A 24,389-nucleotide genomic window follows, 5' to 3' on the forward strand; every position below is an offset into this window, starting at 1 on the left:
CCGGCGGCGCGCTCAGCCGACCCCGCCCGCCCGCAGCGCCGCCGTCACCGTCGCCGCCCCCACGACCACCACCACGAACGGCGCCTTCTTCCACGCCAGTACGGCGGCCACCAGGACCCCGGCCGGGCGCGCCCAGCCCGCGAAGCCGCCGTTCTCCGTGAGGGCGCCGGTCGCGAGGAGTGCGGTCAGCAGAACCACCGCTCCCGCCGACGCCAGCTCCTGGACCCGCGCCGGGATCTCCACCCGGCCGTGCAGCGCCGGGCCCACCAGACGGAAGGCGTACGTGCCGAGGGCGAGGGCGAGGATCATGACCACGGTTGCGTTCATCGTCGTACCACCACCAGGGCGCAGAGGGAGAGCAGGACCGGGACCCCGGCCGGGACGGCGGGGGTCACCGCGAGGGCGATCGCCGCGCCGAGCAGGGCCGCCCGGCGCACCCCGGGGGCCGCGCGGAGTACCGGCAGGACCAGGGCGACCAGGACCGCCGGGAACGCGGCGTCCAGGCCGTAGCGGGCGGTGTCGCCGAGGGCGCTGCCCGCGAGGGCGCCGGCCGCCACCCCGACGTTCCAGGCGGCGAACAGGCCGAGGCCCGAGATCCAGAACGCGGCGCGGCGGCGGGCCGGGTCCGGCTGGGCCAGGGCGAAGGCGACCGTCTCGTCGGTGACCAGGTGGGCGCCGAGCAGACGGGTGGCCCGGCCGGGGCCGAGGAGGTCGGCGACGGCGAGGCCGAAGGCCGCCGTGCGGGTGTTGAGGAGGAGGCCGGTGGCGGCCGCCGCCAGCGGTCCGCCGCCGGCGAGCAGGACACCGACCGCGCTGAACTGGGCGGAGCCCGCGTAGACGACGAGGGACATCAGGACCGGGACCCACACGGGCAGGCCGCCGGCCACGCTGACCGCGCCGAAGGAGACGCCGACGATCCCGCCGGCCAGCCAGACGAGGGAGCTGTCCCGGACCAGGGCGGTTCCGGTTCGGTGTAGCGAACGCATGTTCTCTACAATGAACAAGGCGACACTGTTCGTCAAGGCGAACGATCGTACCGATGGAGCGAACGCGATGTCCGACACCCCACCACCCCGGCTTCCCCTCGACTGGATCGCCGCGTCCCTCAAGCGGGAGCGGGCCCGGGCCGGGCTCTCGCTCTCCGAGCTGGCCAAGCGGGCCGGTATCGCGAAGTCCACGCTGTCGCAGCTGGAGGCGGGCAGCGGGAATCCGAGCGTGGAGACGCTCTGGTCGCTGGGGGTGGCGCTCGGCGTGCCGTTCAGCGCGCTGGTCGAGCCGCCGGTGTCCGCCGTCCGGGTGATCCGGGCGGGCCAGGGCCCCACGGTCGCGTCGGAGCAGGCGAACTTCGCCGCCACCCTGCTGTCGGCCTGCCCGCCCGGCGCCCGCCGGGACGTCTACCACCTGAGGGCGGAGCCGGGCGCGGTACGGGAGTCCGAGCCGCACATTCCGGGGACCGTCGAGCATCTCGTCGTATGCGACGGGCGGGTGAAGGCCGGACCACGGGGAGAAATCGTCGAATTGAACCCGGGGGATTACCTGACGTATCGCGGAGATCTTCCGCATTCGTACGAGGCGCTGGCGCCGGGCACGTCGTTCGTCCTCGTGATGCAGCACGTCTGAGGGGCCGGGAAAAGGCAGGAGCCCCGTCGCCTTGCGGCGCGGGGCTCCTTGGGTACTGCACTCAGTCTGCGATCAGACTTGGGATGTCCGTGATCAGACGGGGGTGACGTTCTCCGCCTGCGGGCCCTTCGGACCCTGCGTGACGTCGAAGCTCACCTGCTGGTTCTCCTCCAGGGAGCGGAACCCGTTGGCGTTGATCGCGGAGTAGTGGACGAAGACGTCGGGGCCGCCGCCTTCCTGGGCGATGAAACCAAAGCCCTTTTCGGCGTTGAACCACTTCACGGTTCCGGTAGCCATAAGCCCTCCTTGGGCTCAAAAGGGTCGCCCTGCTCCAGAACCTGCAAGTGTGAAAACAAACTAAGTGCCGCACAACTGCATATGTCTGAAAACGACGAGAGCCCACGGTTACATGCTCCGCAGGCTCTGTACTGCAAGGGAAACCAAACTGCAACTTGCGGCGAGCCTAGCATGTGGGCAGCGGAAAGCAACAGAGGCCAAGATCATGTCACCCGGAGGTTTGAATGGCCTCGCAAGTGGGTTGACGCCCGGAGCGGTGTCGATGCCGGGGGCGGGTCCGAGCACGGTACCCCACGGGGTCTAGTCTCGCGATGTGGACAATTCTCGCACCCGGCCGCGCGTCGGCCACATCCAGTTCCTGAACTGCCTGCCCCTCTACTGGGGGCTCGCGAGAACCGGCACCCTCCTCGACTTCGAGCTGACCAAGGACACCCCTGAGAAGCTCAGCGAGCAGCTGGTGCGCGGCGACCTCGACATCGGGCCCATCACCCTCGTCGAGTTCCTGCGCAACGCCGAGGACCTCGTGGCCTTCCCGGACATCGCCGTCGGCTGCGACGGCCCGGTGATGTCCTGCGTGATCGTCTCCCAGGTCCCCCTCGACCAGCTGGACGGCCGCCGGGTCGCCCTCGGCTCCACCTCGCGCACCTCGGTCCGCCTGGCCCAGCTGCTGCTCGCCGACCGCTACGGCGTCCGGCCCGAGTACTACACCTGCCCGCCCGACCTCAGCCTGATGATGCAGGAGGCGGACGCGGCGGTGCTCATCGGCGACGCGGCCCTGCGCGCCAACCTGCTGGACGGCCCGCGCTACGGCCTCCAGGTCCACGACCTCGGCGCGCTGTGGAAGGAGTGGACGGGCCTGCCGTTCGTCTTCGCGGTGTGGGCCGCCCGCAGGGACTACCTGGAGCGCGAGCCGCAGCTCACCCGCGAGGTGCACGGCGCGTTCCTCGACTCCCGCAACCTCTCCCTGGAGGAGGTCGCCAAGGTCGCCGAACAGGCCGCCCGCTGGGAGGCCTTCGACGAGGCGACCCTGGCCCAGTACTTCACCACCCTCGACTTCAGCTTCGGCGCGGCGCAGCTGGCCGCGGTGACCGAGTTCGCCCGCCGGGTGGGCCCGACGACCGGGTTCGCGGCGGACGTGAAGGTCGACCTGCTGACGCCCTGACACCCCTTATGGCGCCCCTGACACCCCTTATGACTCCCGGACACCCCTTAGGCTGCTGCGTGGACTCAATGGGGGGTGGCCATGGGGGGTGGGCACATGCAGCCGCTCGCGGGTGACGAACCCACGACCGTCGGGCCGTACCGGCTGCTCGGCCGGCTCGGCTCCGGCGGCATGGGCCGCGTCTATCTGGGCCGGTCGGCCGGCGGCCGGACCGTCGCCGTGAAGATCGTGCACCCGCACTTCGCGCTGGACGAGGAGTTCCGGGCCCGCTTCCGCCGCGAGGTGGCCGCCGCCCGGCGGGTCGGCGGCGCCTGGACGGCCCCCGTCCTGGACGCCGACCCGGACGCGCCCGTGCCGTGGGTGGCCACGGCCTACGCGGCCGGACCCTCGCTGGCCGCGGCGGTCGCCGACGGCGGCCCGCTGCCGGCGCACACCGTACGGGCGCTGGGCGCGGGCCTCGCGGAAGCGCTGGCCGCCGTGCACGAACTGGGCCTGGTGCACCGGGACGTGAAGCCCTCGAACGTCCTCCTCACCCTCGACGGTCCCCTCCTCATCGACTTCGGCATCGCCCGCGCCACGGACGGCACCGCATCGCTGACCTCCTCCGGGGTCTCCCTCGGCTCCCCGGGCTACATGTCCCCCGAGCAGATCCTCGGCAAGGGCGCCACCGGCGCCGCCGACATGTTCTCCCTCGGCGCGGTCCTGGCGTACGCGGCGAACGGCGAACCGCCCTTCCCCGGCGACTCCTCCGCCGCCCTGCTCTACAAGGTCGTCCACGAGGAGCCCGAACTCGGCGCGCTCGGCGGTGAGCTGCGCTCGGTGGCCGAGGCGTGCCTCGCCAAGGAGCCGGGGCACCGGCCGGGCCCGGCGGAGGTGGCCCGGCGGCTGGCTCCGGAGGGGGCCGCGCGGCTGGTGACCGGCGGCTGGCTGCCGGGGGCGCTGGTGGAACGGGTCAGCCGGAGCGCCGTACAGGTGCTGAACCTGGAGACGGCGGAGGTGGCGGTGCCCGCCTCCGGGCCGGTGGAGTTCAGCAGCCCCTCGGTGGGGACAAGTCCCCCGGCGGGGACGGCGACGGTGGTGCCCGAGCCGCGCGACGCGCCGCCCGGCGGGGTCTCGGTGAGCGTCGCCGCGACCTCCGCGCCGGGGGCGGGCGGCCGGGGCCGCCGGGTGAGCTGCACGGTCGCGCTCGCGGTCGCCGGGGCGCTGGCCGCGGTGACCGTCGGACTGGGCTTCCTGGTGGGGCCGTGGAGCGGCGACGACCGCGACACCGGCGCGAGCGCCGACAGTTCGGGCGCCAGCGCGACCGCCAAGGGCGGCGGGCGGATCCCGGCCGCCTACCTCGGCACCTGGGAGGGCACGGCCACCGCCCTCTCCGGCAACCTGCCCATCGGCACCTTCCGGATCACCGTCGCCCAGGCCGCCGAGGGCGACGAGCTGGGCCGGCTGCGCCAGACCGACCAGCTCGGCGGCGTCTGCACCGACGTCCTCACCCTGAAGGCGGTCACCTCCACGAAGCTCGTCGCCTCCTCCGCCGGAGTCAAGGGCAACCACGACGGCTGCGACCCCGGCCCCAACACCGTGTACCTGACCCCGAGCCACGGCGACCTGGTCTACACGTCCGACAGCTCGGCCGAGGGCAACCCGGTCGCGGTGATGTCGAAGACGGGCGACTGAGGCACAGGGGCGCGGGCCCGGCGCCCGCTCCCGCCCCCTCGGTCACTACTGTGGCTGCGCCGGCGAACACGCGAAGTGAAGAGGACGGGGGAAGTCCGCGTGAAGAGGACGGGGGAAGTCCGCGTGGATGTGACGGAGGAAGTCCGCCTTGGACGCACCGCGGCCTGACGATCCACGGGACTTGGACAGCCACCGCACGCGCCTCCGGCCCCATGCCGAGCTCGCCCGCGGCCTCCGGCCGGCCGAGCGCGCGGGCCGTCACCGGCATTAGTCTCCGTTAGCTGAAGTAACGAACGTGGCCACAGGGGCCGACGGGAGGATGACCGCCATGCGGATGCTGGTCACGGTCGTGCGGGAAGGCGGTGAGCCGCACGACGTTGTGATCGCAACGGACGAGACGGCCACCGCCGGCGATGTCGCCGAGGCACTGGGGGAAGCGCTGCGGCCCTCCGGTCACGACCTGCGGAACGTGGTGCAACTGCCGGGCACCGCACCGGCCCCCATACCCGGCTACGGCGCCGGCCCCGGGGCTGCCTCGCTGTGGGCGGACGGCGTGCCCTGCGATCCGGCGGCACCCGCCGCCACCGTGCTGCGCGACGGCATGCGGGTCTCGGTCGACGACTCGATCGGCCCGCTGCTGCGCAAGGGCGAGCCCGTCGGCCAGTTCGAACTCCGGGTGGCGGGCGGTCCGGCGGCCGGCCGCGTGGTCCGGCTCGGCGTCGGCGCGGCGACCGTGGGTTCGGCGCAGACCTGCACGTTCCCGCTGGCCGACCCCACGCTGGCGCCGCTCGCGCTGCGGGTGACGATCGACCTCCAGGGCACCACCACGATCACCGCCGAGGGCGGCGCCGAGATCCTCCTCGACGACGAGCCGGTGGACGCGGCCACGGCCACCCCCTGGCCGCTCGGCGCCGTCGTCCGGGCCGGTGACTCGCTGCTCGTCCTGGACCGGGTGGCCGAACCCGACGCGCATCTGTCCCAGATGAGCGAGGGCGGACTCGCCTACAACCGCCCGCCCCGGCTCTCCCCGCTGCGGCCCCGCCGCCGGCTGGTGGTGCCGGTACCGCCGAACAAGGGCGAGAAGGCCAAGTTCCAGTTCCTCATGGCGATCATGCCCATCTTCTTCGGTGTGGGCATGTACTACGTCACCAAGCAGGTCTACATGCTGGCGTTCTGCCTCATGAGCCCGCTGATGATGCTCGGCCAGTGGATCAGCGAGAACCGCGAGGGCAAGAAGAAGGACAAGACCTCGCTCAAGCAGTACAAGAAGGACCTCGCCGAGCACCGGGCCCAGCTCGCCGTCCTCGGCAAGGAGGAGCAGCGCGCCCGCCGCGCGGACGCCCCCGACCCCGCCGAGATCCTGCTCTTCGCCACCGGCCCGCGCCGCCGCCTGTGGGAGCGCCGGCTGACCGACCCGGACGCGATGCTGCTGCGCATCGGCGTCGGCGGCCTGGAGTCCGACGTCGAACTCGCCCTGGCCCGCGGCGGGGTGTCGCACGACGACGAGGCCCCGCAGCCCCCCGTGCTGCCCGACGTCCCGGTGACGCTCCCCTTCACCCGGCTCGGCGTCGTCGGCATCGCCGGGGACCGCGCCCGCGCCCTGGCCACCGCCCGCTGGCTCGCCGTCCAGGGAGCCGTCCTGCACAGCCCCCGCGACCTGTCCATGGTGACGCTGGCCGCCACCCAGGCGGCCGGCGCCGAATGGCACTGGGCGCACTGGCTGCCGCACACCGACCCGGAGCAGGGTCAGGACTGCGTGGCGCTGACCGGCTTCGACTCCGAGACCATCACCCGCCGGGTCAACGAACTCCTCAACGAGCTGACCCGCCGCAAGGCCGCCCGCGAGCAGCAGAACGCCATGGGCCAGCTCTACCCGGACCCCACCATCCTGCTGATCCTCGACGGCGCCCGGCTGCTGCGCCGGGTGCCCGGCGTCCCCCAACTCCTCACCGAGGGACCGCAGTACGGCATCACCGCGCTCTGCGTCGACGAGGACGAGCGGCTGCTCCCCGAGGAGTGCAAGGCCGTCGTCGCCTGGTCCCCGGACGCCGCCCACCACGTCCGCGTCCGCGGCTACGGCATGGAGGGCGTCGGCGACATCCTGGCCGACCAGGTCACCTACGAGTGGTGCGAGCTGCTCGCCCGCTCCCTCGCCCCCGTGCGGGACGTCAGCCGCGACGACGCGGGCGCCGCGCTCCCGTCCTCGGCCCGCCTGCTGAACCTGCTGGGCCTGCCCGACCCCACCGGCGCGGACGTGGAACGCATTTGGCAAGCGGGCGGCGCCACGACCGCCGCCGCCATCGGCGTCGCCGCCGACGGCCCGTTCGTCCTGGACATCCGCCGGGACGGCCCGCACGCCCTGGTGGCCGGTACCACCGGTGCCGGCAAGTCCGAACTCCTCCAGACGATCATCGCGTCGCTGGCGATGGCGAACCGCCCGGACGCCCTCAACTACGTCCTCATCGACTACAAGGGCGGCAGCGCCTTCATGGACTGCGCCCGGCTGCCCCACACCGTCGGCATGGTCAGCGACCTTGACGCCCACCTCACCGAGCGCGCCCTGGCCTCCCTCGCCGCTGAACTGCACCGCCGCGAGCGGATCCTGTTCGAGGCCGCCGCCAAGGACATCGAGGACTACAACGACACCCGCAGGCTCCGCCCCGAACTGGAGCCGATGCCCCGACTCGTCCTGGTCATCGACGAGTTCGCGTCCCTCGTCGCCGAACTCCCCGACTTCATCGCGGGGTTGGTCGACATCGCCCGCCGGGGCCGTTCCCTCGGCGTCCACCTGGTCCTGGCCACCCAGCGCCCGGCCGGTGTGGTGAGCGCCGACATCAGGGCCAACACCAACCTGCGGATCGCCCTGCGCGTCACCGACGCCTCCGAGTCCCAGGACGTCATCGACGCCCCCGACTCGGGCGCCATCGCCAAGTCGACCCCCGGCCGGATGTACGTCCGCTCCGGCGCCCAGTCCCTGGTCGGCGTCCAGTCCGCCCGGATCGGTGGCCGCCGCCCGGCCACCGGCCAGACCGGCCCGAAGGCGACGCTCACCCCGCTGCCCTGGAACGCCTACAGCCGTCCCCTCCCCAAGCAGGCCCAGGCCGACGACGACGGCACGATGGTCACCGACCTGGCCGTCCTCGTCGACGCCGTCCGCGACGGCGCCGCCCGCATGGGCTTCGGCGAACAGCGCAGCCCCTGGCTGCCGCCGCTGGCCGAACAGGTGACGCTGGCGGAACTGGAGTCGTACGGCAGCGGTGCGAGTGGTGGGAGCGGCGCGGGCGGTGCGGGTGGTGCGAGTGGGGCTGCGGCCGGGGCCGACGTGGCGCCCGTCCCGTACGGCCTGATCGACCAGCCGGCGCGGCAGAGCCGTACCCCGCTCGTCCTGGACGTGGTCCACGGCGAGCACACCCTGCTGCTCGGCGGCGCCCGCTCCGGCCGCTCGACGGCCCTGCGCACCCTGGCCGGTTCGCTGGCCCGCGCCACCTCCCCGCACGACGTGCACCTCTACGGCATCGACTGCGGCTCCAACGCCCTGCTCCCGCTGATGCGTCTGCCGCACGTGGGCGCGGTCGTGACCCGCGACGAACCGGACCGCGTACGACGGCTCATCGACCGCCTGCTCGCCGAGATCGCCCGCCGCCAGCGCCTCCTCGCCATGGAGGGCGCCTCCAGCGCGGCCGAACAGCGGGCCACCGCCGCCCCGGAGGACCGCCTCCCGTGGATGGTGCTCCTGCTCGACAGCTGGGAGGGCTTCGCCTCCACCTTCGAGAGCTACAACTACGGCTCGCTCCTCGAAGCGGTCCAGCGAATGTTCCGTGAAGGTTCCGCGGTCGGTCTGAAGGTGGTCATGACGGCCGACCGCAGCGGCCTCAGCGGCCATGTCTCCTCGGCCTTCGCGGACCGGCTCGTGCTGCGCTTCGCCGACCCCAACGACTACTCCACGGCCGGGCTCCAGCCCCGCGAGGTCCCGAAGAACATGCCTCCGGGCCGCGCGCTGCGGATCACCGACACGGGCGTGGAGGAGACCCAGATCGGCCTGCTCGCCGAGGAGCCGGCCGGCCAGGCCCAGGTGCGCGCCCTGCGCGAGATCGCCGAGGAGGCACGGGCCCGGTACGCCCGGATCCCCGTCGGACGGCGCCCGCTGCGGGTGGACGCGCTGCCCTCCCGTATCACCGCGTCCGAGGCGCTCGCCCTGGACGCCGACTTCACCCCGCCGTCCCGGCTGTGGACGCTGGTCGGCGTCGGCGGCGACGAACTCCACCCCGTCGGCATCGACCTGGAGGAGAACGGCCCCGGCTTCGTCATCGCCGGCCCGCCCAAGTCCGGCCGCTCCACGGCGCTGCTGGCCGCGACGGAGTCCCTGCTCCGGGCCGGCACCCCGGTGGTCCTGGTCGCCCCGCGCCGCTCCCCGCTGCGCGACCTGGAGGGCCGCGACGGAGTGCTGGGTGTGTTGAACGCCGACCACCGCGAGGACGACCTCACGGAGTTGACGGACAAGGCGCCGAACGGCTCCTACGCCGTCGTCGTCGACGACGCCGAACTCCTCTACGACACCAGCCTCGACGAGGCCCTGGAGGCCGTGGTCCGCAAGGCCTCCGACGGCGGCATCGGCCTCGTCGTGGCCGGTACGACGGACAGCCTCTCCGGCCAGTACCGGGGCTTCGCCGTCGAGACCCGCAAGTCCCGCAACGGCCTGCTGCTCACCCCGCAGAGCCCCTCCGACGGCGAACTCTTCGGCGTCCGCCTCCCCGCCAACAGCGGCGGCGGCACGGCGGGCAGCGGACTGTTCGTCTCCGGCGGCTCGTTCATGCCGGTCCAGGCGGTCCTGAACGGCTGACGCCCGGCTGCCCGCTTTCTCCGGGAAGCGGGCAGCCGTCGTAAGTCGCCCGTCATTGCTGCGTGCTACGTGCTGCGTGCTGCGCTTGTGCGAATTGCCCAAACCTTAGGAATCCTCATACCTGGGGCAGGGTTCGCCCTTCATAGTCTGGCCGGATGGATTCGGCAGAGCCTCCCCTCATACCCCCGGATGTCCTGGTACTTCCCACCATGGCGGATGTGCCCAGGGACGCGCAGGGTACGCCGCTGCTCGAAGGCACCGTCGACGTGATGCTGCTCCGTGTGGAGGGGGAGCCGGGCGGGGAGCGACGCGTTGCGATCGCGTTCTCCACCGTCGTCGGACTGGTCGAGGCGATGGGCGAGGAGCAGCCCTGGGTGGCGATCCCGACCGCCGAACTGGAGACGGCGCTGCGGGGCTCGGGCGCGCAGGCCGTCCTGCTGGACCCCCGGCTGCCCGACGGCGCGGGAGCCCCGGACCGTGACTGACCCGAACTTCTCGGGGATCAACCCGGACAACCTGATGGGGACCATCAACAGCCTGGTGTCGGGCAGCAAGACCCTGCACCAGGGAAAGACCGCCTACACCGCCCGGTTCCAAAGGTTCGGCCTCGACACCGCCGCCCTGACCGAGATCGACAGGATCGCCTCCTGGGTCGACGGCGAACTGCCCATGCTGCGCCGCCGCCAGGCGCTCGCCGCCGCGATGGAGTTCCACGGCGTGGGCCCCAAGCCCACCATGGTCGAGCTGCGCGAACCGGTGTGGACCGTCCAGCAGGCCCGCGACCAGGGCGCGGACCTCGCCAAGGAGGCCAGCGCCCTCGCCGGCATGGACCCCGCCGACGCCGGTCCCGAGTTCCACCGCATCGCCGCCGTACTGGCCCAGCACAAGGGCGACCCGGACTTCGACTCGTCCTTCTACGCGAAGATGGACCCGAACCTGGTCAAGAACCTCCCCATGGCCATCGCGACGTCCGGCGCGCCGACGGCCGAGGAGGACACCAAGGTCTTCGGCGCGGCGTTCACGGCCGCCGTGAACGCGGACCAGCCGGCGCCGGGCTTCGACAAGGTGCTCGACCTCTTCCACGGCGACATCCCCAAGGACGAGCCGGGCGCCGTCTTCAACCGGGCCCTGATGCAGGGGGACGATCCCGACCTGTGGGACACGGCCTGGAAGCACCTCGAGAAGGCCGTCACGGACCTCGGCGACCCCAAGGCGACCTGGACCGTCCACGCCGGCCTGCTGGCGAGCGTCATCGGCTTCCAGTCCCACCTGTCCGAGCAACTCTGGGACGAGGCCGACAAGTTCTCCCAGGAGGCCAAGGCCGCCTACGACAAGCGCGTCAACGCCATGTCCCCCCAGGAACGGGCCCAGTTCCGCAAGGAGACCCGCGCCGCCGCGAAGGCCTCCAAGGCCGCCTCCCGGGAGGCCGAGCAGATCTACGGCAAGTACGGCCTGGGCTCGCTCTCCCGTTTCATGGAGACGACGGTCGGCGACTCGGGCCGCTGGCTCGTCGACAAGGCCCCCTTCGTCCGGGGCTCGGCGAGCGACGCCGGATGGCTCGGCAAGGTCTTCCGGACGGGCGACCGGCTGCCCCTGGTCGGCACCCTGCTGACCATCGGCGGTATCGCCTACGACATCAAGGTGAACCACTCCGACACGGACGTGGCCGTCACCTCGAACGTCGCGTCCATGGGCGTCGGCATGGGCGCCACCTGGGCCACCGAGGCCCTCATCACCGCCGCCGCCGGCGGCCCGGTCGGCTGGGCCGTGGGAGCGGGAATCCTGGTCGGGGCCGGGCTTGGCTACGCTGCCTACTACGCCCTCAACACCGACACCGGGAAGAAGGCCGTCCACGCCGTCACCAACGCGGTCAAGGATGTCGGCAAGGGTCTGGGCAGCGCCGCCAAGACGGTCGGCGGCTGGCTCGGACTCTGATCACGGAAACCGGAAACCGGACAACATGGCGAAGAAGAAGAGGACGACGAGACGGGCGCCGGGCGACTGGACCCCGCCACCGAAGGCCGCCGAGCAGAAGGCACGGCTGGACCGGACCCGAAGGAAGTTCACCGACGCCCGCCGACCGGTGCCGCAACGGCGGCTGATCGCCACGCTGTTCGCCCTGTTCGCCGTGGTGCTCGTCGGATTCCTCGTGCTCTTCCTCCCCTCGCACACACTTGTCGGTGATCTGCGTTCCCGGGGAGTCGCCACCTGGGCGGAGGTCACGTCCTCACCCCGGGACAAGTTCGGCAGCCCGGGGAACATCAAGCTCCGCTTCGACGTGGGCAAGCGCGAGGTCGACACCACGCTCAGCGACTGGGGCGGCAAACGCCCCGGCGGACTGGCGACGGGAAGCACCGTGTCGGTGACCTACGACCCGCACGACCCCACCCGCGTACTGACGACGGCGTGGGTGAAGCACCCGCCGGCCATGACACTGCCGATGCTGGTCTTCCTGGTCCTGACCCCGTTCTTCCTGGCCGGGGCCGTCTTCCTCACCGTCCTGCGGCACAGACTGCTGGCCGCCCGCAAGCACGAGAACGAGCAGGAGGGGGAACTCCGGTGACCGACCCCGAGCCCAAGGTGCCCAACCCGAGGAAGGCGGACCTGGTGCGGCTCCGCGGCGACCTCGCCAAGGAGGTGGACGGCTTCCGCGACGCGCTGAAGCGCCCGACCGCGGACATGGGGGGCGACAAGGTCTGGGTCGGCAGGAACGCCCGTGCCTGGCAACAGGAGTTGGACGGCCGCAACAGGCGACTGCGCGACCAGGTGGACAAGTTGCTGCCGGTGATCGACGCGGCCATCAGGAACGAGCCCGAGCAGCTCTCCCAGTCCGACGCGCGGATGTACCACCAAGGGGCCTGAACACGCCGCCGGGGCGCCGGCCGGAGACCTACGGGTCCTCGGCCGGCGCCCCGGCGAGCAGCGTCATCCGCGCGGATACGGATGGCGTCATCCGCGCGCATCGCCCGGAATCAGGTGGCGCGCTCGATGTTGTCGGCGCTCGTGTTGGCCGACTTGCTGGCCTCGTTCAGCGTGTCGACCCACTTCGAGAACGTCGGCTTGACGTCGTGCCAGTCGTGCCGGAAACGGTCGGCCTTCGGGCCCTTCCAGAAGCCCTCGCTGTTGCCCGTCCGCGCGTCCAGGTCCTTGATCAGGGCCTGCAGGTCGTGGGCCTTGTGAGCGAAGAGCTTGGAAAGCTCCCGGAGTTGCTGGAGATCTGCACCGCGATCCATGGCAATCCTCCCCGTGGTTAAGCGGCAACCGGACTGTCCGTTTGCAACAGTGGACGCTACCGCACCGTCCGTAGTTCCCGTCCACCGCTGCCGAAGATGGGATCTTCCGGTGAACAAGTCGTGTTCGTCGCCGTCGGGGGGCAGGACCGGACGTAACCGTGCATCGGTATGCTGAGGCGGTCGATACAGCGGGGGAGGCTGCTATGGCAAATCCTGACATTCAGGAACTCAATCAGCGTGCCAGTCAGTTGAGGTCCCTGGCGGACCACGTCGACTCCCTCCTCGCCGCCGCCAAGCAGCACAGCACCACCGGGATGAAGTCCTGGTCCGGCCCGAACGCCGACGACGTGCGCGGCAAGCTGAGGAGCTGGCAGGCGACCTGCGGCACAGTGGCCCAGTCCTTGCGGGAAGAGGCCCAGCAGTGCACGAACGACGCCAAGGAGCTGCAGAACCCGAAGAAGTGAGCCGGCGCCCGAGCCGCTTCACGAGAGGAACCCCGGACCAGTGCCTTCCTACGACAGCTCCCGCGCGCGCTTCCGCCTGGCCGACCGCCACATCGCGGTCTTCGCCCACCTCCTGGACGGCGAGACCCCGCCCGAGGAACTCTGGGAGTCCCTCGTCGAACTCCAGCGGATCGGCCTGGTCGGCGAGGAGGGCGAACTGGCGCCCCTGCTGCGCGACCTGCTCGGCGCCCTCGCGGATCCCATGGTCATGGTCCAGGTGGAGATCACCGGCCAGCACGGCCCCGTCAACCACGGGGTGATCGTCGGCCAGGAGGCGGTCTTCTCGCACGACGGCTGGCCCGGCGAGGAGGAGTCCGAGTATGTCTCCATCGAGCCCAACACCCTCGTCTGGGAACTCTCCCGCAAGGTCAACCTGCACCGCGGCGACAAGCCCGAGCAGGACGCGCCCGAGGTCCGCCTGACCACGAAACTCGCGGCCCTCGACGCCGCGTTCACCGCCCTGGAGCAGCCCGGCCAGGACGACGACGCGACACGCGACACCGTCCGCAAGGCCCTCACCGAGGCCGACCCCGACCTCAAGGGCGACGCCCTCGCCCACTTCCTCGAACTGGTCGTCTCCCTCAACGCGACCTGGCGCATCACCACCGCCTGGGACGGCCGCCACGACGACCGGCCCTCCACCATGATCCGCGCCCTCGCCGTCTGGGACTGCGGCCCCCTCGGCTACTGGATCCGCGAACAGCCCGAAGAACCCATCATGCCCGGCCAGGTAACCCCCGACAGCCCCCTCGTCCTCGTCAACTCCCACTCCGCCGAAGTCTGGGAAAAGATCACCAACCTCCTCCCGGACCGCGAAGAACTCCTGATCGCGGGGGAGTGACGGCGCCCTCTGCCCCGGACCGGACATGAGGAACGTCAACCCCGACGACCTGGACCGCCTCGCCACCCTGCTCGACGGCCGCGGCGGAGTCGCGGACAGGACCGACGAAGCGTTCACGAGAGCCTCCCGCCTGGGAGTCAGTGACCGGCTGAACGCCCTCAAACCGCTGCGCGCCTGGGTCTCCGACACCGCCCCCGACCTCCGCAGGCGCGCCACCGTCGCGCGCCTGGAGGACGGCGACCCCGAAGCCGGCCTTCGCTGGGCCGGCTTCAACGCCAAGGACATCGCCGAGGCCGCTCTCTACCTCAACGCACCCGGCGTACTCCTCCTCGCCAACGCGATCGCCGTCAGCGGAGACCCGGGCGCCGAGACCTTCCGCCACCGCCGAGGAGAATCCCTCGACGACTGGGTGGACCGCCTACGAGCCCACGGCATCACGACAGCGGTACCGGCGCTGAAGCCGTACGAGGGGGAGATCACCGAGATCCTCGGCGCTGTCGGAGACACCACGTCGACTGTCCGGCACGGCGGGGTCGCGGTATTCCACGGCGTGAACCTCACCAAGGTGCTGGTGGGAAACTCCGTGACGCAGGGCGCCCTGGGGACGTACAAGAGCCAGTTCGCCGGTGCCCTCCTGCGGTTCCAAGGCAGGTACACCTGGGTGCCCGAGACCGTAGCCGGGTGGGCGGCCAGGCTCGACGCCTGGAATCCTCCCGTCAAGTCCCTGTCCGCCCCTGGTACATGGCTGCCCAGCAAACTCGCCGGCTTGGCCTCCGGGAACGCCCTTTACCAGGACGCGAGCCGAGTACCGCTTCTGAACACCTCCATCCTGGCCCGAGTCGGCGACGCGTACGACACCGTGCGCGCCAGTGGCCTCATGAACGCGAGAATCGCGTTCGGGATCAGCGGCAACAGCCTGATCGACGGACTCGTCGGCTCGGACAGGCTCGCGAAGATGTACGGCGGCCTGACACACGCCGAGCAGATTCCTGGACGAGCCGCACAGGCCAGCCTCTGGAAGGTCACCCGCAACGTCTTCGCGGACGAACGTCTCTTCGGGGCGGGGCGCCTCGCCGCGCTCGGCAGAGGAGTCAAGATCGCCGGAAAGGCCGGAGGAGCGCTACGCGGTGTCGGCGTGATCGGTGGCCTCATTTCGACGGGCTACAGCATCGCCAACGTCGTCGCCCAGGGCAATCCGAAGACCGCCTACAAGAAGAAGGGCGCGGGTTATGTGGCCGACGTCGCCGAGATCGGCTTCAACGCCTCACTGACGGCCGCGACCATCGCCCCCAACCCGTACACCATCGGGGCGGTCGCCGTGACCGGTGCCGTGTACGCCGGTGCCAAGGTGGTCGAGCACTGGGACGACATCAAGAAGGGCGCGGGCGAGGCGACGAAGTGGGTCGACCACAATGTCAGCGACCTGGGCAAGGGCATCGCCAAGTCCAAGGCGAATCCTATGAACTGGTTCTAAGGGAAGATTCGTGTCGAGTTTTGAATTCGAGGTCGAGCCAGAGCTCGACGGACCTGTACAGCGTGGGTACTCGGGAGTCGTCGGTTCCTTCGGTGCGGTGCGGGTGTTCCGGCCGCAGGGCAGGGCGGGCGCGGAGTCGTTGCGCCAGGCTGTCCTCTCCGGGGCGAATTTCCCGGCAGTCGTGTTCAGCGGGGGAGCGGGGAACCTGCCCTCCCTGGACGGCGGCATGCTGAAGATCGACGACGCGGTGGTGGACATGAAGCTGAAAGTCAACGGGGTGCGCAAGGGCTCCCGTTGGCTTGAGATGCACCATCAAGGCTTCCGCTACCAGTACACCTCGGCGAGGGGAACGGCCCACCTGGAGCGCGACGGCGCGAAGGTCACCATGGGCAGAGGGCGATACATCCGGGGGGTCGGAGGAACCCGCCTCGGCCAGGCGGAGGGCGATGTCACCGCCACGGACCTGGCCATCGCGCTGGTCCTGGAAGAGGTCGACACGGCAGTGCTCACCACGGGGGGAGCCTTGCTCGCCATCCCGATGAACTTCCTCTTCGGCCGGCAGCGTGACGAGGGAACGTGGTGAGCTGCGGGGAAAAAGGGGCGACTCGATGACCGCCCCGGTGCAGGACTGCTCGTGGAGGGGGCCGGGTCAGAACCAGTTCATCGGGTTCGCCTTCGACTTGGCGATGCTCTTGCCCAGGTCGCTGACCTTGTTGCCGACCCACTTGGTGGCTTCGCCGGCGCCCTTCTTGATGTCGTCCCAGTGTTGGACGATCTTGGCGCCGCCGTAGATGATGCCGGTGCCCACGGCGAGGCCGATGGTGATCGGGTTGGGAGCGATCATGGCGGCGGTGAGGGAGGCGTTGAAACCGACTTCGGCCACGTCGGCGACGTAGGCGGCGCCCTTCTTCTTGAAGGCGTCGACCGGGTTGCCCTGCGAGATGACGTTGGCCGCGCTGAAGCCGGTCGAGACCACGCCGCCCACGATGCCCGCGCCGCGCAGGAAGCCGGCGGTCTTGGCGGCGGTGCCCAGACCGAAGCGCAGGGCACCGGCACCGCGCGCCGCACCCGTGGCCTCCGCCGCGGAGTTGGCGAACCGCTGGCTGTTGGCGGCCTTGCTGAAGACCTTGATCAGGCTCGCGTTGCCGGCCCGGGCGACCGGCTGCCCCGCGTGCGTGAAACCGCCGTACATCTTGGCGGCCTCGTCCGAGCCGACCAGGAAGTCGATGACCCCGTTGGCCCGCAGGCTCTGCATGAGGGGCGTGCTGCGGGCCCAGTTGTAGCTCTGCCCGATCAGGTCGCCGCGCAGTCCGCTGGTCAGGGGGATGCGGGAGAGGTTCTGGTAGGCGGTGCTGCGACCGAAGAGCGAGCCCAGCTGACCGGGCAGCCAGCTGCCGGGAGCGCTGAGGGAGCGGATCTTCGGCGTCCACTTGATCAGGCCGTTGCCGGCCGACCGTATGAGGCCGTTGTCGGAACCGCGCAGCACCACACCGAGCCGCGTCTTCCACGTCCGCAGCGCACCGGCCTTGAGCGAGTTGCCCAGCAGCGTCTTGGTCAGCGAGGTGCCCTGGATGGTGACGACCGCCGTCGCCGCCGTCACGGAGCCCCAGTCGCCGTAGAGACCGATCATGGTGGCGATCGTCTCCTCGTGCGGCTGCAGACCGGGTATCTGCGAGATCGCGTGCGCCTCCAGCCGCTCGATCCAGTCCGCCAGGGACTCGTCGGGCTGCCGCTTGAACTTGTACGCGTTCGGATCGTCGCTGGCGGCAACGGAGTTGGCGAGCAGCAGCACGTCCGGGCCCAGGCCCTCGCCCTTGTACTTCTCGATGTCCTTCGCGGTGAACCCGGCCCACAACATGCCGGCCTGCGGATCCCCGCTCTCCAGCCGGGCGAAGGTGGCGCGCTTGCGCAGGTCCGGCGCGGCGTCCGTGGTCCAGGAGCGCAGCGGTCTGAGCGAGGTCAGCTTGCTGGACACACCCAGCCGGGAGGCCCTCGTGAACGCCTCGTCCAGCTTGTCCTGCACGCCACCGCGACCGTCGAGCAGCTTGGCGAGCTGATCGAGATCATCCGGATTGACGCTTCTCATGCCCATGTTTCATTCCCCCCAGAGCACTCCGACCGCGGGCCGTCCGATTGCGGCCGTGAATCGGCGCACCATGATACGGACGCGGTAAGAGCGGGGTGAGAATCAGGTGTGGTGAAGCGGTGCGTATGCGCACCCCCACCGGTCAGCGATCGCCTACGAGGGCGAACGCGAAGGCCAGTCGGCGGTCGACCCAGCCGGCCCGCACCGTCACCTTCTCGCTGCCCTCCGAGACCATCACGACCTTGTTCTCGGCACGCCACTCCAGCGTGCGGGGCTTGGACGGCTGGTCGCCGCCCTCCGCGCCCAGGTCCGTCACGGCGTTCAGCACGCCCCCGAGGAGCTTCCCGGCCACCCGGCCGGCGATGTCCTTGGCGTCGCCGCTCACCCACTCGTTGCGCCCCACGACCTCCGGCCGGCCCGGCTGTTCGATGCGCCACGTGTGCTTGAAGGGCGTGAAGGAACGACGTCCGGGCGGCACACGCACGAGCGTCCCGACAAGCTGCCCCCGGCCGTCGCGCACGGCGAACCGCCGCTCCCCGTCGACCTCGGCGTCCACCGGGGGCTCCACGAAGCAGAGCAGACGACGTTCGTCCGGGTCCTCGTACAGCGTGTGGCCGGGACGCGCCGTCAGGCCCGCCACCTGCCGGCCCGGCCCGGACGACGACCCCACGAACGCGCAAGGCGCCCACACCCGCAGGTCCTTGGGGCCCCGGGCCACCCGCACCGCCCGCTTGCCCGACACGGCACGCTTGCGTCTGAGGGTCACCGGACGCTCGACGGCGGAGACCACGAACGTCTGTACGCCCGCCCAGTCGACCGGCTCCACCGGCGGTTCCGCCGCCTGCTGCCGCCTGCCCAGTGCCATGTCTGCCCCCGACCGTAACCGCGAAAGTGACCGTGACCGGGGGTTCAGGAGCGGGCGCGCAGCAGTGCGTACGCGAAGACCAGCCGCCGGTCCAGCCACCCGGCCCGGACCAGGAAGCGCCGGTCGGCGTCGGACGTCAGCACCAGCTCGCCGTCGGCCTTCCACTCCAGCGCCCGGGACTTGGCGGGCTGGTCGCCGCCCTCCGCCCCCAGGTCCGCCACGGCCTGCACGGCGCCCAGCAGGAACTTGCCCGCACCCTTCTGGACCATCTCGGTGACCCCGCCCTTGGCCCACTCGGCACTGCTCACGATCTCGGGACGACCGGGCTGTTCGATACGCCAGGTCGGCTTGAGGGCGTGCTTGAGCGGGGGGATACGGCGGACCGCGCCGACGACCTGGCCCTGCCCGTCCAGGACCGGATAGCGGCGGGCGCCGTCCGCCTCCTCGGGGGCACCGACCGAGCACAGCGGACGGCGGCCCTCCGCGTCCTCGTACAGCCGCAGGTCGTCCGCGGTGCCCAGCGGGGGGAGGAACGCGCACGGAGCGTTGACCTTCTGCGCGCCTCCGCCGTGCGGAACCCGCACCGCCCGGACGCCGAGCACGGCCCGCTTCCGCTGGAGCGTGACGGGGCGTTCCTCATCGGTGAGGGCGAACTCCCAGGCGTCGGCCCAGGGCACGACGGGAACGGGCGGCTCGTCGACGTTCTTGCTCCTGCCGAACACCATCTGTCCTCACGGTCGCCGGTTCGGGGCGGGGCACTGGTCGTACCACCACACCGGGCAACTCTAGCCGCGGCCCCGCAGCGCACCGGCCCCGCAAAGCTCCGGTTCGACCGAGCTCCGGTTCGGCCGCCGTCCCGTCACGCGCTCGTCCGCGTCAGCCGTACGACGCCCTCCGCGAGCCCCGACACCTTGAACAGGACGCCCGCGAACTCGACCGTGTCACCGGCCCGGACGTCCTTGTACGCGGCCACCGGGATCCCGGCGCAGTTCGCGCCGAAACCGGCGGTTCCGGTGCCGGTGTCGACGTAGGAGACGGTGACCGACAGCCCGGTGGGGAAGGTCTTCACACCGCCGTTGCGGAGCAGGGAGAGGGTGCTCCCCTGGGCCGGAAACCCCTTCGCCGCGGCGGCCAGCACGGACGGGTTGGTGGAGAAGCACAGGCCGTCGTCCGCCGCGCCGCCCTTGGACCGGAGGGACGTGGGGGCCGCGGCCAGGGCGGCCTTGTCCTTCGCGTCCTGCGGTTCGAGGACGACGCGGTAGGAGCAGATCTGGCTGACCGCGTAGGCGTGCCCGGCGAGCGTGACCGTCTGCCCGGGCTTGACCACCTGCTGCTTCTGACCCTCCGCGTAGCTCGCGCCCTCGCGCAGGGTCGCGGTGCGGGTCGTACCGTCGGCGGTGGCGGAGCCGTACTGGACACCTCCGCCGCCCGGCAGCCGGAACCCGCCGCCGCGCAGCACGTGCAGGCCGTCGGCCGAGGCCTTGCCGACGCACACCGGGCCCTTGTCCTTCGCCGCTGCCTGCGTGGTCGTGGGCGCGGCGGTCGTCGGGCCGTCACCGCCGGTTCCGTCGGACGACGATCCGCAGCCGGACAGGGCCAGGGTCAGCAGGGCGGCCGTGACCGTGCCCGCGATGCCGTACGTACGCGACTTACTGGCCGGCCTGAGCACCGGTCGCCTCCTTGTTGCCGTCGGTCACGCGCTCCAGCGTGAGGTGGGTGCGGTACTCGACCTCCGTGACGCGCCAGGCGTCGCCGGTGATCTCCACGATGTCGCCGGGGGCCAGGTCGTCGTACTCGGCGAGGGGGCTGCCTTCGCGGCCGATCCGGATCCGGCCGTGTACCGACGGTTCGCCGAAGACGGCCGCCACGACCTGGTGGGCACGGCCCTCGTACCGGACGTCGTACGGAACGTGGTGGCGCAGCACCCAGCGGCCGTCGCTCTCGAAGGGGTACTTCACGTGCGGGCGCTCGGACACGTCACTCACCTGTGGGATCCGCGGGGGAATCGGTCGGACATCAGGGCGCATCGAAGGCCTCGGCTCCTCCGAAGTACTTGTCGAACTGATCCTGCGACACCGTGATCGGCGGATAGCCGGACACGCCCCACGGGTTGCCGAGGACGACCTTGCCGTCGGGGGTGAAGCCGCGCACGTAGTAGGCGTGGTCGGTGCAGTAGGTGTTGCCCCACTCCTTGGGGTGGTCCTTGTCCAGGTTCTCGTCGTCCGGAGTGGAGACGGTGACGACCTTGCCGGAGTCGAAGGCCTTCTTCAGGTCCGCCAGGTTGTTGTCGGAGTGCTTGCCGATGCCCAGGAAGCCACCGGTGGTGAGGTCGTCGCCTTCCTTGCCCGTCAGATACGGCGCGGACTTCTTCGGGTCGTCGCCCTCGATGCCGCCGTAGCCGCGCTTGTCGTCGCCGTCGTCCGAGTAGACCAGCGCGAAGGCCTTCTCGTAGTACGCGGGCCAGGACTCGCCGTTGCCGTACGTGGTGATGGGGGAGCCGTTGCTGTCGGTCGGCAGGTCGGCGGTCACGGTGACCCACCGGTAGGTGCCGTTCTTGTCCCAGACGCGGACGCTGACCGTGCCGTTGGGGTTCTGCTTGATGCCTTCCTCGATGAACTTGGGGTCCTTCTGGGCCAGTCCGGCGAGCGAGGCGACGTACCAGCAGTCGCCGAACTGGCGCTGGTTGACGTCGTCCGCGGAGACGCCGTCGACGATCAGCGGGTCGGAGGGCGTCTCCCAGTGGATGCCGCTGTTGGTCTGGCCGTTCTGGCTGTTCCCGCCGTTCTGCCAGGCGGCGGTGTTGGTGACGTCCGGCTGCATGCCGGGGAACGCCGTCTGGAACTTGCCGAAGTTCTCCGGGCCGATCTTGGACAGCATCTTGCTGAGGGTGTCGCGGCGTTTGTCCTCCGGCAGACCGTTCTCGTCGAACGGGTTCCAGAACGAGTCGTCGGTGTCGCCGAGCAACTGGCTGTAGAAGGCGAGGTCCTTGGGGGAGGCCTTCGACACGAGGGCGTCCGTCTCGGCGGCCGTCAGCCCGTCGAGCTCACCGGATACCTTCTCCAGATCGTCCCGGTTGCCGTCGGTCCCGAAGTCCTTCCCCTGCAACTCCTGCAGATGACGCAGCGCGTCGTCGATCTTCTTCGCGTCGGGTGGGTTCTCGTCGAGGAAGAGGTCGCTGTCGTTGACGGGGTACCCCCGCGCGGCCAGCTCCTGCACTCCCTCGATCTGTTTGATACGACGCTTCATCGACGCCTGCATGTCGCCGAGCTCGGCGCCGAGGGACCCGGGCAGCCGCCGGCGCCCGCCGAGGACGGCCGGCATCGGGATCACGTCCCCGACGAGATCCTGCAGGTCGGGGTCGCGGGACGCGTTCTGCCCGGGCGGCAGGTTCTGCTGGGCGCTGGTCAGGACGGAGGCGAGCTGGGTGTGCAGCCGCCCGGACTGCCCGGCGAGCGTGTCCAGGTCCTGGGCGAGCCCGGTCAGCTTGCCGGCGTCGAACCCTCTGAACGCCATCAGTTGCCGCCGCCCGTCCCGGTCTTCGCCCCGTCCTTCTCCTTCGCCTTCGCCTGCCGGTCCAACTCGTCGGCCTGCGCATCCCAGCGCGTGGCATCGGCGAGCAGCGCACCCGCCATGCCGTTCAGGCTGCCCTGCCGCTTCCGCAGAGTCGCCGTGCACTCGTCGGCGAACGGCCCCTCCCAGATCGCGTTCGCGTCGTCGCCGGTACGGAAGGCCGCGGCCCGCGGACTCGCCTTCTTCACGGCATCATCCAGATACGGCCCGAGCCGCCGCGCTATCCCCCGAGCCTCCCGCGCACACCCACGCAGCGTCTCGGCCCGCTTCTTCAGTTCCACGGCGTCGCCGCCGTCCGTGGCCGCCATGTGCGGTCCCTCCCCCGTTGACAACTGCTGCGTCGCGAGTCGGGCGCGATGCGACGTCGATGGTGAAGCATACGAGGGGGGCGGGGGCGTCACGATTCCCGGCGGGAATCTCCTTGACCGTCACATGGCCGTCATACTGGTCGATTCAGTCGTATCCATCATGACGAGGACGGGGATGCTGGAAGCAAGAATCAGAGCCTCGGCGCCAAGCAGCATGTGTAGGGATTCGCTCACTGGCACTTCGCCGCCTTGGTCTGGACGTACACCTTGGATGCCTGCCACAGGTCATCGGCTGTGGGGAGCTTCACCATGACGATCTTGAAGTAGTCGAAGTCCGCGAGGCTGGGCTTGGTTTTCAGGACCTTTCCCGTCTCGATCTCCCTGCCGTAGAACTTGGTTGAGTCCACACAGAACGCCACTTCCACTGCCTGGCCGTTGGTGGTGGACCGGGTGCTGACGTCGTAGTGGCGCTCCGTGCCGGTCGCCGTCCAGCCGCCCTTGATCCAGTCGCTGATCTGCACCTGTGCGTAGTGGAGCCCGTCATCGGTGGCGTACGCGGTCAGGGACGCATCCTTGGTCGTGCGCTTGCCGACGCCCCGGTAGATGGCGCGGAGGTAGTTCGCCGCGTCCTTCATCGCGGCCGCTTCGTTCTTTCCCTTCGGCTCCGCCCAGTCGAAGACCATGGTCAGGTCCATGCCCTTGGGCAGAGACACGTCCACGCCGTCCGGCTTGTCCTCTCCTGGTGCCCCCGAAGCGGATGCCGAGGCCGTCGGCTTCTTCGATCCCTGGTCGGCGTCAGCGACCTTGTCGTTGACGCCGGCTTTGTCATCCCCGCTACCGCAGGCGGTCAACAGCAGTGTCGTAGTCACTGCCAGCGCGGCAGCAACGGGCAGGGTATGGCGCTTCACACTGAACTCCCCGTGAATAAAATTACTGAAGCTGTCGCCGCATCACGGTCAGCCCATACGCCCGGCAAGGAATCGACGCTCGCTGTCAGCCTCGGCCTGCGTGACTTCCTTCGGGTGCGAGGCGCGCTGGCTCGCCACGTCTGAGAGGAATTCATGTGCCTGCTTGGACAGGTCGGTGTTGGCTCCGTGCAGGTCGCTGCCCCAGTTCCGTGCATTGGGACCGACCCAGACGTCGCCCTTGCCGCCGGCCATCTGCGTGTCGGCTTTTTTGAGTGCATCGGCCACTGTAGCGATGTCCTTGGACACCTCTCGGTAGAGGTTGTCCAGCTCTTGCCAGATGGGACTGGGCACTTTCTTTTCAGTTTTGTCAGGCATTACTTCGTCCTAGGAGTGTCAAACCGCTGGCGCTTGCTCTCGGCCCACTGAACCTGATGTGCCATTCGAAGATTCCGTTCAGCGCTCTGCGAATGTTGTGGGGACTGGAGATGCTGATGCCTGTGAGCTGCTGTACTTGTCCGATGCGCTGGCGTATTCGGCTGTGAGTGGGTCGGCAGCCTTACCCACATTCACGCATTTACTCCGCACTTGCAGCTCGACGGAAGTTCCCGTGATGGGCGACGGATTGACTTCGACGCTGATGTCGTTCTTGGTTGCAGATCGGTGAACCCCGCTGGACGGGCTCAAGTTCCAGCCCGAATTTTTCAATTGCTTGGCTACCGCCGTCGTCAAATTTTCCAGCGACTCTTTCTTTTCGCTGGGGCCCAGGAGGGTCGTGACTCGGTACATCACCGAATCTTCCTTGACCTTCTCGCAGTCGGAAAAGAATCCGGAGCCGCCACCTCGTGACGCAGCACTGCCGATCGAGTTGTAGAGCTGCCAGTAAACTTTGGCAACGGGGTGCCGCATCTCGTCAGCTGTCTGCTTCCCCTCTGCTGCGCTGGGGCTCTTGTCTGTGCCGTTCGAGCAAGCGCTCATCGTTAGAGAGAGCAGCAAGACAGCCGGGACCCA

General features: G+C 70.3%; 26 protein-coding genes. 12 read left to right on the top strand and 14 right to left on the bottom strand.

Annotated features, from left to right (window positions below; translation table 11 throughout):
- Positions 1 to 12 precede the first annotated feature (12 nt).
- Positions 13 to 327 carry an AzlD domain-containing protein gene (locus ACIPSJ_RS09260; RefSeq protein WP_359210166.1) on the bottom strand — a complete coding sequence of 105 codons (315 nt, stop codon included), beginning with the start codon at positions 325 to 327 and terminating at the stop codon, positions 13 to 15.
- Entirely contained in the window at positions 324 to 986 is a 663-nt protein-coding gene (locus tag ACIPSJ_RS09265; RefSeq protein WP_401344781.1) for an AzlC family ABC transporter permease, read from the bottom strand. Before ACIPSJ_RS09265 ends, ACIPSJ_RS09260 begins: the two co-directional genes overlap by 4 nt.
- 67 nt (positions 987 to 1,053) lie before the next feature.
- Here ACIPSJ_RS09265 and ACIPSJ_RS09270 point away from each other — a divergent pair, with 67 nt between their 5' ends.
- The gene (locus tag ACIPSJ_RS09270) at positions 1,054 to 1,620 is read left to right on the top strand and encodes a helix-turn-helix domain-containing protein (RefSeq protein ID WP_401344783.1); all 567 of its coding nucleotides are present in this window, start codon (positions 1,054 to 1,056) and stop codon (positions 1,618 to 1,620) included.
- A gap of 93 nt (positions 1,621 to 1,713) precedes the next feature.
- Here the strand turns inward: ACIPSJ_RS09270 and ACIPSJ_RS09275 are convergent, their stop codons facing one another.
- Positions 1,714 to 1,917, bottom strand: a complete 204-nt coding sequence (locus tag ACIPSJ_RS09275; RefSeq protein ID WP_007490911.1) for a cold-shock protein — start codon at positions 1,915 to 1,917, stop codon at positions 1,714 to 1,716.
- A 313-nt stretch (positions 1,918 to 2,230) separates the two neighbouring features.
- On the opposite strand from ACIPSJ_RS09275, the gene ACIPSJ_RS09280 reads away from it, so the two are divergent.
- The 7 genes from ACIPSJ_RS09280 (at position 2,231) to ACIPSJ_RS09310 (ending at position 12,455) form a co-directional block, all read left to right on the top strand.
- Positions 2,231 to 3,079, top strand: a complete 849-nt coding sequence (locus ACIPSJ_RS09280; protein ID WP_359210175.1) for a menaquinone biosynthesis protein — start codon at positions 2,231 to 2,233, stop codon at positions 3,077 to 3,079.
- A 96-nt stretch (positions 3,080 to 3,175) separates the two neighbouring features.
- Positions 3,176 to 4,753 (top strand): serine/threonine-protein kinase, encoded by a 1,578-nt coding sequence (locus ACIPSJ_RS09285; RefSeq protein WP_401344786.1) that lies wholly within the window; start codon positions 3,176 to 3,178, stop codon positions 4,751 to 4,753.
- 328 nt (positions 4,754 to 5,081) lie between these two features.
- On the top strand, positions 5,082 to 9,593 hold the full coding sequence (locus ACIPSJ_RS09290; RefSeq protein WP_401344788.1) for an FtsK/SpoIIIE domain-containing protein: 4,512 nt from the start codon (positions 5,082 to 5,084) through the stop codon (positions 9,591 to 9,593).
- A gap of 209 nt (positions 9,594 to 9,802) precedes the next feature.
- The gene (locus tag ACIPSJ_RS09295) at positions 9,803 to 10,078 is read left to right on the top strand and encodes an SAV_915 family protein (protein WP_401344790.1); all 276 of its coding nucleotides are present in this window, start codon (positions 9,803 to 9,805) and stop codon (positions 10,076 to 10,078) included.
- On the top strand, positions 10,071 to 11,528 hold the full coding sequence (locus ACIPSJ_RS09300) for a hypothetical protein (protein WP_401344792.1): 1,458 nt from the start codon (positions 10,071 to 10,073) through the stop codon (positions 11,526 to 11,528). Before ACIPSJ_RS09295 ends, ACIPSJ_RS09300 begins: the two co-directional genes overlap by 8 nt.
- A 25-nt stretch (positions 11,529 to 11,553) precedes the next feature.
- Entirely contained in the window at positions 11,554 to 12,156 is a 603-nt protein-coding gene (locus tag ACIPSJ_RS09305; protein WP_359210190.1) for a DUF3592 domain-containing protein, read from the top strand.
- Positions 12,153 to 12,455: a hypothetical protein gene (locus tag ACIPSJ_RS09310; RefSeq protein WP_401344794.1), complete on the top strand. Its 303-nt coding sequence runs from the start codon at positions 12,153 to 12,155 to the stop codon at positions 12,453 to 12,455. The genes ACIPSJ_RS09305 and ACIPSJ_RS09310 overlap by 4 nt, the downstream gene beginning before the upstream one ends.
- A gap of 110 nt (positions 12,456 to 12,565) precedes the next feature.
- On the opposite strand, the gene ACIPSJ_RS09315 is transcribed toward ACIPSJ_RS09310, so the two are convergent.
- Entirely contained in the window at positions 12,566 to 12,826 is a 261-nt protein-coding gene (locus ACIPSJ_RS09315) for a WXG100 family type VII secretion target (protein WP_352225532.1), read from the bottom strand.
- 203 nt (positions 12,827 to 13,029) lie between these two features.
- On the opposite strand from ACIPSJ_RS09315, the gene ACIPSJ_RS09320 reads away from it, so the two are divergent.
- The 4 genes from ACIPSJ_RS09320 (at position 13,030) to ACIPSJ_RS09335 (ending at position 16,227) form a co-directional block, all read left to right on the top strand.
- Entirely contained in the window at positions 13,030 to 13,290 is a 261-nt protein-coding gene (locus ACIPSJ_RS09320; RefSeq protein WP_401344796.1) for a hypothetical protein, read from the top strand.
- 40 nt (positions 13,291 to 13,330) lie between these two features.
- Positions 13,331 to 14,170 (top strand): hypothetical protein, encoded by an 840-nt coding sequence (locus ACIPSJ_RS09325; RefSeq protein ID WP_355709714.1) that lies wholly within the window; start codon positions 13,331 to 13,333, stop codon positions 14,168 to 14,170.
- Between the two features lie 25 nt (positions 14,171 to 14,195).
- Entirely contained in the window at positions 14,196 to 15,644 is a 1,449-nt protein-coding gene (locus ACIPSJ_RS09330; RefSeq protein WP_401344798.1) for a PE-PGRS family protein, read from the top strand.
- Positions 15,645 to 15,870: 226 nt separating this feature from the next.
- Positions 15,871 to 16,227 carry a hypothetical protein gene (locus ACIPSJ_RS09335; protein WP_401344800.1) on the top strand — a complete coding sequence of 119 codons (357 nt, stop codon included), beginning with the start codon at positions 15,871 to 15,873 and terminating at the stop codon, positions 16,225 to 16,227.
- 66 nt (positions 16,228 to 16,293) lie between these two features.
- Here the strand turns inward: ACIPSJ_RS09335 and ACIPSJ_RS09340 are convergent, their stop codons facing one another.
- The 10 genes from ACIPSJ_RS09340 to ACIPSJ_RS09385 all read right to left on the bottom strand — a co-directional run bounded on the left by ACIPSJ_RS09340 (position 16,294) and on the right by ACIPSJ_RS09385 (position 24,356).
- The gene (locus ACIPSJ_RS09340; protein WP_355709708.1) at positions 16,294 to 17,730 is read right to left on the bottom strand and encodes a PE-PGRS family protein; all 1,437 of its coding nucleotides are present in this window, start codon (positions 17,728 to 17,730) and stop codon (positions 16,294 to 16,296) included.
- A gap of 142 nt (positions 17,731 to 17,872) precedes the next feature.
- A complete protein-coding gene (locus tag ACIPSJ_RS09345) occupies positions 17,873 to 18,595 on the bottom strand; it encodes a hypothetical protein (protein ID WP_401344802.1) in 723 nt (240 codons plus the stop codon).
- A gap of 44 nt (positions 18,596 to 18,639) precedes the next feature.
- Positions 18,640 to 19,320 carry a hypothetical protein gene (locus tag ACIPSJ_RS09350; protein ID WP_401344804.1) on the bottom strand — a complete coding sequence of 227 codons (681 nt, stop codon included), beginning with the start codon at positions 19,318 to 19,320 and terminating at the stop codon, positions 18,640 to 18,642.
- A gap of 134 nt (positions 19,321 to 19,454) precedes the next feature.
- On the bottom strand, positions 19,455 to 20,264 hold the full coding sequence (locus ACIPSJ_RS09355) for a hypothetical protein (protein WP_401344806.1): 810 nt from the start codon (positions 20,262 to 20,264) through the stop codon (positions 19,455 to 19,457).
- Positions 20,245 to 20,571: a hypothetical protein gene (locus tag ACIPSJ_RS09360; protein WP_401344808.1), complete on the bottom strand. Its 327-nt coding sequence runs from the start codon at positions 20,569 to 20,571 to the stop codon at positions 20,245 to 20,247. Before ACIPSJ_RS09360 ends, ACIPSJ_RS09355 begins: the two co-directional genes overlap by 20 nt.
- Positions 20,572 to 20,611: 40 nt before the next feature.
- Positions 20,612 to 22,108: a C2 family cysteine protease gene (locus tag ACIPSJ_RS09365; protein WP_401344810.1), complete on the bottom strand. Its 1,497-nt coding sequence runs from the start codon at positions 22,106 to 22,108 to the stop codon at positions 20,612 to 20,614.
- Positions 22,108 to 22,473: a hypothetical protein gene (locus tag ACIPSJ_RS09370; protein ID WP_401344812.1), complete on the bottom strand. Its 366-nt coding sequence runs from the start codon at positions 22,471 to 22,473 to the stop codon at positions 22,108 to 22,110. Before ACIPSJ_RS09370 ends, ACIPSJ_RS09365 begins: the two co-directional genes overlap by 1 nt.
- 230 nt (positions 22,474 to 22,703) lie before the next feature.
- Positions 22,704 to 23,381: a hypothetical protein gene (locus ACIPSJ_RS09375; RefSeq protein WP_401344814.1), complete on the bottom strand. Its 678-nt coding sequence runs from the start codon at positions 23,379 to 23,381 to the stop codon at positions 22,704 to 22,706.
- A 48-nt stretch (positions 23,382 to 23,429) separates the two neighbouring features.
- Positions 23,430 to 23,756 carry a hypothetical protein gene (locus ACIPSJ_RS09380; protein WP_401344816.1) on the bottom strand — a complete coding sequence of 109 codons (327 nt, stop codon included), beginning with the start codon at positions 23,754 to 23,756 and terminating at the stop codon, positions 23,430 to 23,432.
- 78 nt (positions 23,757 to 23,834) lie between these two features.
- Entirely contained in the window at positions 23,835 to 24,356 is a 522-nt protein-coding gene (locus ACIPSJ_RS09385; protein WP_401344818.1) for a hypothetical protein, read from the bottom strand.
- Between the last annotated feature and the right edge of the window lie 33 nt (positions 24,357 to 24,389).

The organism is Streptomyces sp. NPDC090088 (assembly GCF_044747345.1).
Taxonomy (GTDB): Bacteria; Actinomycetota; Actinomycetes; order Streptomycetales; family Streptomycetaceae; genus Streptomyces.